We start from the raw sequence: 14,610 nt of genomic DNA, 5'->3' as shown, positions 1-14,610 counted from the left end.
TATAGTGCATTCATCATTTGAATATGACGAAAAAGCCTTGCTGGTTCAGGTAGCCGCAGGAAACGAAAGTGCCTTTCGTTCGCTTTTTGATGCCTATCGCAACCGCCTTTACTTTTTTATTTTCCGGCTCACCCTGTCAAAAGAAGTAGCAGAAGATGTTCTGCAGGATACTTTTTTAAAGATCTGGTTGAACCGCGATAATCTGGACAGGGTAGAACATTTCAATGCCTATTTATTCAGGGTAGCGCAGAATGGTGTTTTAACAGGTTTGCGACGCAAGGCGGTTGAAGCAAGTATCTTACAGGACAATCAGGATCCATCACCCCTGCAAATTATTCCCGACCAACAACTGCATTATAAACAGGTAAAAGCCACATTACAGGAAGCCATCGAGACCTTGCCACCGCAACAAAAAAAAGTATTCCTGTTGCGCAGGGAAGAAGGCCGCAAGATCCAGGAGATCGCAACCCTTATGAACATTTCGGGCCTCACCGTAAAAAAACACCTGACCGCAGCACAAAAGACGATTCGCCAGGCATTGGAAAATTCTTTCCCCGATGATTGGGCTATCCTGCTCATTATCCTGGGATTGGAAAAGCTGTTATAGCGAAAAAAAATATTTTTAAAAGCACTGCTACCTTTTTTCAGCTCGTTAGTCTTGTAGTAAACCCGGGTTACTTTATCGCTAATGTACCTTTAAATTATTGTGAACAGCGGCAATTGTAAAGCTATGGCGCAAAACAGGATAAACTATTTACTGGAAAAAAAGCTGGCCCAGCAGGCAACACCCGCTGAACTGGAAGAATTTGATGCCCTGGTACAAAATGCCAATGAAGACAGCGCCCTGCGAGAAGCACTGGCGGCTGCCTGGCTGCAGTTCACAACAACTGATCAGCTTCCACAACCAGAGGCTGATGTAATGTTCAATAATATTCTAACTACATCTGAAGGATTGCATCGCCAGCCGGCAAAGGTGGTTCCGCTCGTACGCGGAATGAATTGGCGGCGTATGGTAGCTGCAGCCGTTATTATAATACTGTTAGGCGCCGGTACAATACTGTATTTGAATAATAATAGTAAAAGCAAGAGCACCGACACAAGCGCACCTGTTATAGCAGATATAAAAGCGCCTGGTTCTGCCAACGCAATACTTACCCTGTCAAATGGCCAACAGATTGAATTAAACAAAACGGCAACCGGTAATGTAGCGCAACAGGAAAACGCTAACATTATGAAGCTGGCCAACGGCCAGATCGTTTATAATGCTTCTTCAGCAAACAATGCACCGCTTACCTATAACACGCTTACTGTTCCAAGAGGTAGCCAGGTAGTTAGCATTGTATTGGCAGATGGCAGTAAGGTTTGGTTGAATGCAGCTTCCTCACTTCGCTATCCGGTTGCATTTACCGGGAACGAACGTAATATTGAAATGACCGGCGAAGTATATTTTGAAGTAGCGAAGAATGCGGGCAAACCATTCATCGTTATTGTTACTCAGGGTGCGCGCGTGGAAGTTCTGGGCACACATTTTAACATCAACGCCTATAATGATGAAGAAAGCATTAAAACCACGTTATTAGAAGGCAAGGTTAAAGTAAGCGACCTGCCTGCCGGCAGTCAAAGTCAACAATCAGCAATATTAAAACCAGGCGAACAAGCCGCCATTTACCATTCACCATTGAACATTCAACACTCACCACTCACCATAAACCATTCACCCGATCTCGAAGAAGTAATGGCCTGGAAGAACGGTCGCTTCGAGTTTGCGGGTAATACCATTGAACCTATCATGCAACAGGTAGCACGCTGGTACAATGTTCAAATAGAGTACCGAGGCGCTAAACCTACCGATAATTTTATGGGAGGAACTTCCCGTCAGGCCAATGTATCAGAAATTTTAAAAATCCTGGAACAAACCAAAGCGGTTCGCTTTCATATTGAAGACAAGAAGATCATTGTAAGTAAGCCATGAAAACCCAAGGAGTGGGCCTGAAAAAAAACCACCTCGGCTGGATCCCGAAGTGGCCAATTGTTCGGGTTCACTCCAATTAAAAGTCCGGTAAGACTGCTTTCTCCTGACAGATCAGGAGGTAATTATTGTTAACCCAAACTAAAACAAAGTTATGCAATTTAAGTTGCCTAATCGCCTTTGTGTGCAAACGAAGGCGCCGGCTCTTTATTCCATCCCGCATGTTAGGCGGGAGTTAACCGTAAAACAACTGCTGCGGATCATGAAGCTGACGGCCATTTTATTATTAACTGCTGCATTGCAGGTAAGCGCCAATGGGTTTTCCCAGGGCATTACCCTGAAACAAAAAAATGCACCGCTTGAAAAAGCGTTGCAGGAGATCAGGAAACAATCTGGTTTCAATGTGGTATACACAAAGCAACAGGTAAGCAATGCATCCCCTGTAACAATTGACATCAACAATGTTCCCCTGCAAAAAGCACTGGATGAATTATTAAAAGGCCAACCCCTCACATATTCCATACTCGATAAAACCATTATTATACAACCGCGCATTACTGCACCTTCCGCACAACTTGATTCATTCCCAACCGGTGAATTTAAAGGACGTGTGAACAACTTACAGGGCGAACCGCTCGCAGGTGCGAATGTCACTAATAAACGTACTGGCCGCGGCACCCAAACCAATGCCGCAGGTAATTTCCAATTGAATGATGTGGCCCCTAATGATATTATCTCGTTCAGTTATACCGGATATGCCACGTTTGATGTAAAAGCAGACAACCGCAGCAATCACATTATTATTTTGCAGGTGGCCGAAAACAAACTCGATGAACTGGTGATACAGGCATACGGCACAACCACCCGCCGTAGCAGCACCGGCGCTATTACCCGGGTAACGGCAACTGAATTACAGAAACAACCCGTTCCCAATGTGCTGCAAGCCCTGGAAGGGCTGGTGCCGGGCCTGTCTATTACCCAGAACAATGGTTTACCAGGCGCTAACCCCAATGTGATCATTAGAGGAAGAAATACCATTTCCGGTAATACCATTCCATTATACATAATTGATGGCGTCCCTTACGATGGCCGGCCGGTAAACCAGCGTCAACTGGATGGTACTACAACGTATACAGGAGCCACAGGCGTTTTGTCGCCATTAATTAATATCAATCCTTCAGATATTGAAAGTGTGGAAGTGTTAAAAGATGCCGATGCAACAGCCATCTATGGATCAAGAGCAGCGAATGGCGTTATCCTCATCACTACCAAACGCGGAAAACCCGGCAAAACAAAACTCTCACTTAATGTAACTACGGGCGCCGGAAAGATCGGCCGCTTTGTTGATCTGTTGAATACAGAACAATATGTAACGCTGCGCCGCGAAGCGTATCGCAATGACCCTACCGTTGCATTTACGCCCAATTTCGCCCCTGATGTATTGGTGTGGGATAATACGAAATATACCGATTGGCAAAAAGAGTTGATCGGCGGAACATCTAAAACAACGGATCTGTCTGCTTCCGTTTCAGGAGGCGATAGCCGCAACCGTTTTCTGTTAGCCAGCTCCTTTTACAACGAAACAACCATATTTCCCGGCGACTATAGTTATAAACGCGGATCGGTGCATGCCACCATGGAACACTTTTCGCTGGATAGAAAATTCAACGCGGCGTTGTCTACTTTTTATACAACCGACAGAAATAATATCTCGGGCTCCGACTTTACCAATATCGCCTTTAACCTGGCGCCCAATTTTCCCCTGTACGATTCTACCGGTAAATTATACTGGGGTGGCAATACCGCCAACCCAATAGCAACCGGGAACAACACCACCGAAAACAAAACAACCAACCTGGTATCGAATATATCACTGCGCTATACGGTATTGCCGGGATTAAACATTAAATCGAACTTCGGGTACAATCGCATTGAAATGTCGTTCAAACGGCTTAGTCCCACTACAGGAGCAAATCCTGCATTTAATCCACAGCCTTCCGCGCTGCTTTCAAATAACGTATCACAAAGCTTTTTAGTGGAACCACAGGCTGAGTATACCCGTTATATAAGCAGCGGAAAGTTAACGGCACTGGCCGGCGGTACCTGGCAGCATACAAAGAATGAACAACCGTATGTGATCAATGCCACATACCCCTCTGATGCTTTGCTGAGTATGTTAAGCGGCGCTATAAATCCAACGATCTCCAGTGTAGCCACTGCGTCAAAATTCGCCTCGGTATTCGGTAGAATCAATTACAACTGGCGCGATAAATACATTTTGAATATCAGTGGGAGAAGGGATGGTTCTTCCAACTTCGGCGATAATAACAAGTACGGCAATTTTGGCGCTGTTGGCGCAGCCTGGGTATTTTCAGAAGAAAAGCCGGTTAAAGAACGCTTTGGCATGTTGAGCTATGGAAAATTGCGCGGCAGTTATGGTTCTACCGGTAGCGATGCAGCAAGCGCTTATTCGTATTTATCAACCTATACCATCCTGGGTTCTACCTACGGACCTGAAGCAGCAGCTACGCCAAGCCGCATTTCCAACCACAATTATCAATGGGAAGTTACCCGTAAGCTGGAAACAGCGCTTGAACTGGGTTTATTCAACGACAGGTTGTTGATCAATGCGGCCTGGTTCCGTAACCGCAGCAATAACCTGCTGGTATCTTATACGCTGAGCGCACAAACCGGGTTCAACGGCTATACGGCCAATTTGCCCGCCCTGGTACAAAACACCGGTTGGGAATTTGATGTAAGCACAACGAACATTAAATCAAAAAGCTTTAACTGGACAACCTCCATTAACCTCACCATTCCCGATAACAAACTGGTTGACTTTCCCAATTTTCTCACATCATCCTATAGCACCAGTCAGTATATAATAGGAGAGCCGCTGAACATTCAGCCCAAATTTGTATTTAACGGGGTAGACCCGTTAACCGGCAATGCTACCATACTCGACGCCAATAAGGATGGTAGAATAAGTTTCGGCTTTCTGGCGAATGGCAAAGGCGACCAGGTAGCTATCACCACAAACCCCAAATACTACGGTGGCATAAAAAATACCATTACCTGGAAGGGTTTCCAACTGGACGTTCTATTACAGTTTGTAAAACAATTAGGGTTGAACGAAAATGCTATGCAAACCAACACCATTGGCAATAGTTACAACAACTATGTGGGCGCAATGGGCCGCTGGCAGAAGCCAGGTGATGTAACCAATATACCAAGAGCAGGCCTTACCGGCAACTATACTACTTTTTTTTCCTATTATACCAATTCTACAGCCATGTATTCCGATGCTTCTTTCATGCGTGTGAAGAATGTATCCTTATCATACAACTTTCCGCATGATCTTATTAAACGGATAAGAATGGAAAACTGTGCGATATACGTGCGTGGCCAGAATTTATATACGTTCACAAAATATAAGGGATACGATCCCGAAACGCCCGGCAGGGTTACGCCCCTGTTAAGAACGCTGTATGCCGGCATCCAGTTAACCTTCTAAAAATTCCCGTTATGCAATCCACTCTCAAAAAATATATTTCACTTCTTATTGCAGCAGGCTTTATGTTCACCGGCTGTAACAAGCTGGTAACAGTAGATAAACCTACCAACCAATTGCTTACGCCCGTTGTGTTTCAAAACGACAATACCGCAAAACTGGCAGTAACCGGTATGTATAATAATATGGTAAATGGCGGTATTCAGGCCAGCAGGTTGTTTACAACCGCTATACCTGCGTTAACTGCCGATGAACTGTATTTTTATACCAATACCTCAATGGATCAGTTTCGTTATAATTCCATTTTAGCTACAGATGGTACCGTGTATAGTATATGGCAGGAGCTGTACCAGAATATTTATTATGCCAATGCGGTAATTGAAGGCGCTCAACCCAGTAAAGGTATGTCAGCAGTTTATAAGAATACCGCCATTGGCGAGGCGAAATTTATCAGGGCATTTATGCACTTTACCTTGGTGAATTTTTATGGTGATGTGCCATTAATTACCACCACCAATGTAAATGAGAACGCCCTGGCGCCCCGTACTGCCACCGCTACGGTATATGAACAGATCATTGCCGACCTGAAAGATGCACAAAGCCTGCTCGACACGGCCAATGCTGGCAGTAACAACAGAACAAGGGCCAATAAGTGGTCGGCTACCGCCTTGCTGGCAAGGGTATATTTATACACGGGCGACTGGGCCAATGCAGAAGCACAGGCCAGCGCCGTGCTTGGTAATACCGGCTTGTACAACCTGCTGCCAACAGCCAGTATGAACAATGTGTTCCTGGCCAACAGCGGCGAAGCCATCTGGCAACTGTATTCACAGGGTAATAATGGTTTCACACAATTGGGAAGTTCCTTTTTGCCAACTACTTCTACTCCGGCAACACCCAGATACGTTCTCACCAACCAGTTATTGAATGCTTTTGAAACCGGCGACAAGCGTAAGACCACCTGGGTGAACAGCGTTACTGTTTCGGGCACTCTTTATTATTATCCATATAAATACAAACAACCCACTACTACCACTACCGGTATTGAATATTATATGCAATTACGGCTGGCCGAACAATACCTGATCAGGGCCGAAGCACGCGCACAGCAAAACAAGACCGGTGATGCGCAAAACGATCTGAATGCCATTCGCAACCGGGCAGGGTTGGCCAATACAACTGCCGCCACCAAAGATGACCTGTTAAATGCTATTTATAAAGAACGCCAGGTGGAGCTTTTTACAGAGCTGGGTCACCGTTGGTTCGATTTAAAAAGGACCAATACCATTGACGCCGTTATGAACGCTGCCAAACCTGGTTTATGGAACCCGTATGCAGCAAAATACCCGATACCGCAAACCGCCAGGAACAGCAATATTAATCTGGAACAGAATGAGGGGTATTAAGAAAAGCTACAAGCCGCAAGCTTCAAGCTACAAGCTAAATACAAGTGGCTGTTTTTCTTGCTTGCAGCTTGCAGCGTGAAGCTTGCAGCTGTATTTCATTAGCACATTATCAAATAAGCATATTATTCAAACTATGAAGCGATTTTTTGTTTCTCTGTCCTGTATTGTATCTGTGTGTAGCGTAATGGCACAACAACCGGCCACCACAGGCGCCACACCACCGGCAACGACGACAACAACACCGAAAGCGCCCAAACCGTATAAAGACGTAATAACCGCAGCCGCTGTAACAAAGAAAGGATTGTTCACCGTACATAAAGTAGAGGAAAAGTATTATTTCGAAATTCCCGATAGCATATTGAATCGTGAGATCCTGGCTGTTACCCGGTTCACTAAAACCGCCGGCGGCTCAAGTGCTTATGGGGGAGAAATTGCGAACCAGCAAACCATCCTGTTTGAAAAAGGGCCTTCGAATAACATTTTTTTACGGGTAGTAGCGCTGATCAGCCAGGCCGATTCTACCAATGATATTTATAAAGCCGTAACAAACTCCAACCTGAACCCTATTGCAGCCGCATTCCCTGTAGCCGCTTATAACACCGGTGCGCATAGTACGGTAATCGATGTAACCGAGTTCTTTAAAGGCGATAATACATCGGTAAGCATTGATGCCGCTATCAAAAAAAGATACACGTTAGGTGCGTTGGCGGCAGACCGTTCTTACATCCAGAACATTACTACTTATCCCATCAATACAGAGATCCGTACTGTTAAAACGTATACCTCTACTATAGGAGAATCTGTATCCTTTGGCGCCGGCTTTTTTCCGGTAGCCAAAGTAGCCGGCGCTGTTACGCTGGAGATAAACACCTCTTTATTGCTGTTGCCTGAAACGCCCATGTGCAAACGGAGCTTCGATCCACGTGTAGGCTTTTTTGGCGATAGTTATATGTTGTTTAGCGATGATCAGCAGAAAGCAGATGATGAACAATTCATTGTTCGCTGGCGCCTGGAGCCCCAACCCGAAGACATGGAAAAATACAAACGGGGCGAACTGGTTGAACCGGCCAAACCGATCGTGTATTACATCGATCCGGCCACGCCCAAAAAATGGCGGCCTTACCTGATGGCCGGTATCAATGACTGGCAAAAAGCATTTGAAAAAGCCGGTTTCAAAAATGCCATCATGGCCAAAGAATGGCCGGAGAACGATACCACGATGAGCCTCGAAGATGCCCGTTTTTCCGTACTCCGTTATTTTGCTTCTCCCATACCCAATGCCTATGGACCCAATGTACATGATCCCCGCAGTGGTGAGATCCTCGAAAGTCATATTGGCTGGTATCACAATGTTATGGAACTGGTGCACGACTGGTACATGGTTCAATGCGCAGCAACAGATCCCAAAGCCCGCAAGATGAAATTTGATGACGAACTGATGGGGCAATTGATAAGGTTTGTATCCTCACATGAAGTAGGGCATACCCTGGGACTTCGCCACAATTTCGGCAGCAGCAGCCAGACACCGGTTGAAAAACTACGCGACAAGGAATGGCTGGCAGCGCATGGCCATACGGCATCCATAATGGATTACGCCCGCTTCAATTATGTAGCGCAACCGGAAGACAACATTCCGCAGGAAAGCCTTTTTCCCCGAATTGGTGAATACGATCAATGGGCCATTCAATGGGGCTACCGCTATACAGGCATTACCAAACTGGAAGAAGATAAAAAATTAACCAACCGCTGGATCGTTGACAGCCTGAAAGCAAATCCACGCCTTTGGTTTGCGGGTGAGGGCCTTCAGGTACGCGACCCGCGCGTTCAAACCGAAGACCTGGGCAATAATGCCATGAAAGCCGCTGAATATGGCATTAAGAATTTAAAACGAGTGCTGGCCGGTTTACCTGAGTGGACAAAAGAAGAAGGCGATCTGTATGAAAACCTGAACCACATGTACGTACGGGTGGCCGATCAATATACACGTTACATAGCACACGTAGTCAGAAACATTGGTGGCACCTATGAAACAAGGAAGAGCATTGAACAGGACGGCCTGGTATACACACCAGCTCCAAAGGCGCTTCAAAAAGAAGCTATTGCCTTTATAAATAAAAATGTTTTTGAAACACCTGAATGGTTATTGGATAAAAACATCGCCAATAAGGTCAGGTATCCCCTTCATGCCACTATATGGACAACTATTTCAAAGACCATGCATGAATTATTGGGCCGTGATGGCACTAGTAGTCTTTTAATGACGCTGGAGACAATGGAGAACCGGTTTCCTGAAGCGAATAATTACACCATGGGAGAAATGATGACCGATCTGAAGACCGGCATCTTTTCTGAACTTACAAGTAAAAAAAGCATCACCTACTGGCGTCGTGCATCCCAAAAACAATTCATAAAGGAACTGGTAGAATATATGCAGTTAAAAGTACCGATAGGGGGCCCGGGATCTGGTATTTCAATCGATTTTTCCGGATCAGATGCACCAACTGCTGTACGCGCGCATTTATCGCAGTTAAAAAGAGAGATCGATGCGGCGCTGCCAACCATGGCTGATAAATTAAGCAAGGACCATTTGATAGACCTGTCGCACAGAATTAAGCAGGCGCTGGAAAGAAAAGACTAAACCAAAGAACATGAAACAACTTATCATAGCAGCTTGTATTTTTCCGCTGGGCCTGCAGGCGCAGACCAACAATACACATATAAAAGCTACGATAGCCGGCATGGAAGCCGGGAAAAAGATCTATCTCAAAGACAGCCGTTATCAGGCGATCGATTCCACTGAATCAACGGTAAATGGCTTTGCATTCAACTTCCATATAGCAGAAGGAGAGGGTAGCACTTACCTGTTGCAGATAGGCAAAGCAAACGGCATGGATAATACCACGCTTCATTTGTACCTCGATAAAGGGACCGTTCTCATCAAAGGGAATGGTCCGCTTTTCAAAAATGTGCGTTTAACAGGCCCGTCTTTTATTAACGACTGGAACCATTTCCATCAATATATAAAAGCCAACGCAACAGCTACTGCCGCTTTAAGCAAACAGGCACAGGAGGCCCGCAATAAACAGGACAGCATTGCTTTAAAACAACTGTATGCTCAATTGCGCGAAACAGATTCTGTGAACCGCCAAATGACCGATCAATGGATCCTGTCGCACCGGTCATCGCCCATCAGCGTGTGGTTGTTATCGACCCGTTATTTTTATAACAGGATAGAAAAGCACGAAGCATTGTTTAAAAAGTTATTGCCAACCGCCATCAACAATGCCATCGGAAAGAAAATGCAGGAGCAGGTAATGATCAATGATCTTAATGGCATTGGAAAAACAGCGCCCAACCTGTCATTGACCGATACCGCCGGCAAACCGGTAGCCTTACAGGATTTCAAGGGTAAATATGTGCTGCTCGATTTCTGGGCTAGCTGGTGTTTACCCTGCCGTGAAGAAACCCCATTCTTACAACAAGCCTTGCAGCACTACGGCAACAAGAACTTTACTATTATAAGTGTATCAATAGACAACGATACCTCGAAATGGTTGCAAGCGGTTCGCAAGGACGATATGCAATGGACAAATTTGATCGACCCGGCCGTGAACAGGTCAAATGGGGTACTGCATGGCTATTATGTGCCCACCGTTCCTACCAATTTATTAATTGATCCCAATGCAAAGATCATTGCGCGTAATTTAAGAGGAGAGGAGGTAGCCAAAAAGCTGGAACAGGTGTTAACCAACAGGCAATAGACAATAGGCAATTGGCAATGCGTAAGTGCATTACTATATATTCAAAAAAACTAACGTTATGAAATATTTACAGCTATTTATTTTGTTCACCATAACCCTGACAATTACATCCTCCTGCGAAAAAAATGACGCCGTCATTCCGCAGCTCACTTCGGTAAATGTGGTGCATGCGGTGATCAATGCATCTGCGATCAAGGTAAATACAACCGGTTCCAACATAACCTATACCAGTTATACCGATTCCATCAGGTTCGGTGCTTTTAAATTGTATTCCCTGGTTGCCAGCGACGCTACGCCGTTATCGATCGTAGCTTCCTCCGATACAACCAAACCTTTATTCAACGCTGAATTATTTACCAGCGCCGGCGAAATGTATTCCTTGTACCTGACGGGTCAATATCCGCAGGCGGATACAGTTTGGGTGCGTGAAGAGATGAGTAATTACACCGATAGCCTGATCGGGATCAGGTTTGTTAACTTATCGCCTAACAGCAATGCAATAAAAGTTAATATTAAAGGCAATGCAACACAGCTTGAAGCGAACAATCTTGGTTATAAGCAGATCACCGCGTTTAAACAATATGCAGCAAAGACCACGAACCCGAACTATCAATTTGAAGTGAGGGATGCTGCAACCAGCACGCTGCTCACCAGCTTTACCTTGTCGTATACGCGCTTTCATAACCATACCCTGGTCATAAAAGGGCTCACAGGAGTAACCGGTACCAATGCCATCAGCGTCTTTTCTGTTGCTCCTTATTAAATAATACAGGTAGCTACATGATTAAAAAAGGCTGTCCCGAAATATGGACAGCCTTTTGAATTATACAGTACAGATCGTTTATTTAAGTATTGTCACATTGTTGCTTTCTATCTGTGACACGGGCGATGTTTTTGTTAAGGTATCAGGCACCTGTGTTCTGGCCTTTGTCCACCTGCCTAATGTAAGATCGTATGTACCACTCAGTTTGTTAAAAATACCCAGGTCTGCCCCATAATAGCTAAAAGCCAGGGTATTGGTACCATTCTGATAATACGGTTGATCAGCAAGGGTGATAGGATTTTTGATATCGTAATAATCACTGTTACAAATGGGGTAACCTTTACCGGCACTGTATAAACTGCCACCGGTTCCAATGAACACCACATCTACGGGAACAGAAGCTGCAGTAACGTTCGTGCCTTCAAATATTGCCATCCCAAATGCATTTCCGCTGTTGGCCAGTAGGTTGGTGGTACCAGTCCCAAAGCCTTCACCGGTTCCCCCGTATGCGTATGCTCTTATCCAGTTGGAAGAGCTTATGTTGGTAGAACTGGCCCCATTGATCAGTTTTTTAGTTCCCCCTACATAAAAGAAAGAGCCTTTGGTAGCCTTACCTGCAGTAAGATTGAATTTATACGTACGCAAACCACCGGTAGCCCATCCATTGGCAGGAAAGCCGGCTGGCGTGGAAGCGCCGGCGTTGTTGGTTGTAACTACAGAAAAAGGAGTAACGGCAAAATCAATATCTCTGGTGGCCATAAATTGCATGTACTCGTAGTCGGCATCGGTACCTATTACATCACTAATAAAGCCGGTGATCAAAACTGGCGTTACGTTAACTGCGGAGCTTAATTTCACTACATCTGTTCCGGTACGCAAGCGGAACTGGGGCACGCGATTACCATCTTTAGCGGTCTTATTAAAAAGAATTCCGCAAAAATTGGAATAAAAAGGCGCTTCATTGTTGGCAAATGTGGCGTTTGATTCTGTATGCAATGTAAGTTGGCCAAATGTATCATCTACAGTTTTATCGCCAGCTAGCACATCGGCAGGTGTTGACAATGGACTGAAATTCGCTTTTACAATGATCCCTAAAGTGCTTTCATAATTATCCGGATTTTGAATAATGAGATTGATCGGTATGCGATTGGGTGGAATTACATTACCGGAAGATACTTTTGTAACCACATCATTGGTAAGATTGGTGATCTGCAAAATGCCATCTACTCTGGTCAACGTACCGCCTTCTACATTTATAACTACAGAATCACCTGGCTTATAACTGGCAGCCGCATCGCCAATGGCAACTGAAATGCCACGCAACAGCGATAGGCGGCGACTGTCCTGTAAGATCAGCAATCCATTCGGCAGGTTATTACCAGAGTGATCCGAAACCACAACGCCTGTTATAGACGTTGAACCAAACATATTGTCCTTTGAAAGAACTACGTCATTACCTTTAAATAGGTTCCTCACATCGTATATAGCGAGGTAAGGACTTATTTCCCCACCGGGATAATTATCCTTTTTGCAGGCCCATAAAACAACCAATGATAAAAGAGAGAAAGTATATGCTAATGACTTTTTCATTTTGTTATTATTAAATCTGTAGTTTAAGAAATCCCCAAATCACAAAATCTCTAAATCAACAATCTCTTTTATTGTTTCTGCCACCAAACCTGCGTTGATATAACATCAGTGCCCTGCGCATCAACAGCCAATTGGTAATTCGTTGGGTTGGTCGACTGAACATATACAGGATACGTCATCCTGGCCGGCATTACACCATTGTTCCTTAAACCAGCACCCTTGGGCAATACCGGGTGGCCGGTACGGCGGTATTCAAACCATTGCTGCATATCTACCAGGAACAGGGCATAGTATTTTTGCAAATGGATAAGTTCCATCTTCTGGTCCGGCGTAAAACTGTTATTCCAGTTTATACCGGCTGCGGTAAGCCAGGTAACTACGTTAACACTCCAGGCAGGTAACCAGAGGGTGATACTTGTTTTAGCACCTTCATTATAATAAGTTTCTGCTGACCCGCTGATCCAGCCTTTCAAAGCAGCCTCAGCCAGAATTAAATTAACTTCTGCATAGTTCATCATCATACCGGTCATTGGCTCGGTCATTAAATTGGCAGCCGTAACATTATTTACGGTTTGGGCATTTGAGTAGAAATAAGATCTCTTTGTTGGATTTTCTCCCGGAGCATAGCCACTGGGCACACCGGCAAAACCGGCGGAGGAGGGAACAATACGCCATCTGTTCACTCCATTGGTACCATAAGTATTTATATCAATGCGCGGGTCTGACCATTCAACCAGGTTATCGATAAAAAAACTGGCAAGGCCTGGCGCTCTCCAGTCCTGTTCCCGTACAGAGGTAACATAAGGGGAGATATAAGGAGCAACACCGGTCCAGCGTAAAATAGCAGACTCATCGTTGGTTGCTATGATCGGGTAATTGGCTTTATTGGTTTCAGCGATCTCTTTTATTTTGTCTATGCACAGTTGTGCTACTTCCGTTTTTCCCGAGATCCTCAGCAACAACCGTAAATACAGCGAATTGCCAAACTTGCGCCATCTGGAAGCATTACCGCCATACACCGGATCGCTGCCTGCTTCAATATTTGGCCCTCCGTTTAATAATGTATTGGCTTCTTCCAGCTTTTTGAAAATATCCAGGTAAATATCCTTCTGGCGATCAAAAGCAGGTTCAATGATGCTGCCATCTTCAGGTTTCGCCTTATTAGATTCAAAGTAAGGTACATCGCCGTAAGTATCAGTAAGCAGAGAGTATATCCATGACTGACAGATCAGCGAGATGCCCATATAGGATTTATTATAGTTCAGGTCGCCACTCGCGATCTTGTAGATATCTTTAAAATTGGTAAGCTCTGTGTACCAGCCATTGTAAAGATAATCGGCCCAGGTAGAACGGTAATCGTACCGGAATACTTTTCCTTCTCCATCACCCATATCTACCGTCACCTGCATGAGCTCATTATTAAAGTTGCGGTTCCGTATCATATTATACGCAAGTGTATTGGTGAGCGCGGGGGCCAGCAACTGTCGCGGCTGCGCGTTGGGCGTTGTGTTCGGGTTGGTATTGATCTCCGTGAAATCCTTTGTACAGGATGATACAGCCAAACTGAATGACACTATAACAATTGTGAATTTATTTATGATCAGCTTCAT

The 14,610-nt window shown here is 44.9% G+C and carries 9 protein-coding genes; 7 read left to right on the top strand and 2 right to left on the bottom strand.

Translation table 11 applies throughout. The annotated features are described in order from the left end of the window. The first annotated feature begins 4 nt into the window (after positions 1-4). From FAM09_RS17130 to FAM09_RS17100, 7 genes are all read left to right on the top strand, one after another. Entirely contained in the window at positions 5-607 is a 603-nt protein-coding gene (locus FAM09_RS17130) for an RNA polymerase sigma factor (RefSeq protein ID WP_166437187.1), read from the top strand. A 123-nt stretch (positions 608-730) separates the two neighbouring features. Next, positions 731-1,972 (top strand): FecR family protein, encoded by a 1,242-nt coding sequence (locus FAM09_RS17125; RefSeq protein WP_136578351.1) that lies wholly within the window; start codon positions 731-733, stop codon positions 1,970-1,972. 151 nt (positions 1,973-2,123) lie between these two features. Continuing rightward, positions 2,124-5,483: a SusC/RagA family TonB-linked outer membrane protein gene (locus FAM09_RS17120; RefSeq protein ID WP_136578350.1), complete on the top strand. Its 3,360-nt coding sequence runs from the start codon at positions 2,124-2,126 to the stop codon at positions 5,481-5,483. 11 nt (positions 5,484-5,494) lie between these two features. Continuing rightward, complete coding sequence (locus tag FAM09_RS17115; RefSeq protein ID WP_136578349.1) at positions 5,495-6,886, top strand: RagB/SusD family nutrient uptake outer membrane protein; 1,392 nt, start codon at positions 5,495-5,497, stop codon at positions 6,884-6,886. Positions 6,887-7,019: 133 nt separating this feature from the next. Further along, a complete protein-coding gene (locus FAM09_RS17110) occupies positions 7,020-9,524 on the top strand; it encodes a zinc-dependent metalloprotease (protein ID WP_136578348.1) in 2,505 nt (834 codons plus the stop codon). A 10-nt stretch (positions 9,525-9,534) separates the two neighbouring features. Next, positions 9,535-10,647: a TlpA disulfide reductase family protein gene (locus FAM09_RS17105; protein WP_136578347.1), complete on the top strand. Its 1,113-nt coding sequence runs from the start codon at positions 9,535-9,537 to the stop codon at positions 10,645-10,647. Positions 10,648-10,705: 58 nt separating this feature from the next. Beyond that, positions 10,706-11,410 carry a DUF4397 domain-containing protein gene (locus FAM09_RS17100; protein ID WP_136578346.1) on the top strand — a complete coding sequence of 235 codons (705 nt, stop codon included), beginning with the start codon at positions 10,706-10,708 and terminating at the stop codon, positions 11,408-11,410. A 78-nt stretch (positions 11,411-11,488) separates the two neighbouring features. Here FAM09_RS17100 and FAM09_RS17095 read toward each other — a convergent pair whose 3' ends face one another. Then, entirely contained in the window at positions 11,489-13,000 is a 1,512-nt protein-coding gene (locus FAM09_RS17095; protein WP_136578345.1) for a DUF5689 domain-containing protein, read from the bottom strand. A gap of 68 nt (positions 13,001-13,068) precedes the next feature. Continuing rightward, positions 13,069-14,610, bottom strand: a complete 1,542-nt coding sequence (locus tag FAM09_RS17090) for a SusD/RagB family nutrient-binding outer membrane lipoprotein (protein ID WP_136578344.1) — start codon at positions 14,608-14,610, stop codon at positions 13,069-13,071.

It is taken from the genome of Niastella caeni (assembly GCF_004834005.1).
Lineage (GTDB): Bacteria > Bacteroidota > Bacteroidia > Chitinophagales > Chitinophagaceae > Niastella > Niastella caeni.
The sequence above is the reverse complement of the archived record's forward strand: the minus strand, read 5'-3'. Positions and strand labels throughout refer to the sequence as shown.

Bases quoted from the DNA above. Each gene is read 5' to 3' on its own strand.
- FAM09_RS17125 (WP_136578351.1), top strand. From the start codon at position 731: ATGGCGCAAAACAGGATAAACTATTTACTGGAAAAAAAGCTGGCCCAG.
- FAM09_RS17120 (WP_136578350.1), top strand. From the start codon at position 2,124: ATGCAATTTAAGTTGCCTAATCGCCTTTGTGTGCAAACGAAGGCGCCG.
- FAM09_RS17115 (WP_136578349.1), top strand. From the start codon at position 5,495: ATGCAATCCACTCTCAAAAAATATATTTCACTTCTTATTGCAGCAGGC.
- FAM09_RS17110 (WP_136578348.1), top strand. From the start codon at position 7,020: ATGAAGCGATTTTTTGTTTCTCTGTCCTGTATTGTATCTGTGTGTAGC.
- FAM09_RS17105 (WP_136578347.1), top strand. From the start codon at position 9,535: ATGAAACAACTTATCATAGCAGCTTGTATTTTTCCGCTGGGCCTGCAG.
- FAM09_RS17100 (WP_136578346.1), top strand. From the start codon at position 10,706: ATGAAATATTTACAGCTATTTATTTTGTTCACCATAACCCTGACAATT.
- FAM09_RS17095 (WP_136578345.1), bottom strand. From the start codon at position 13,000: ATGAAAAAGTCATTAGCATATACTTTCTCTCTTTTATCATTGGTTGTT.
- FAM09_RS17090 (WP_136578344.1), bottom strand. From the start codon at position 14,610: ATGAAGCTGATCATAAATAAATTCACAATTGTTATAGTGTCATTCAGT.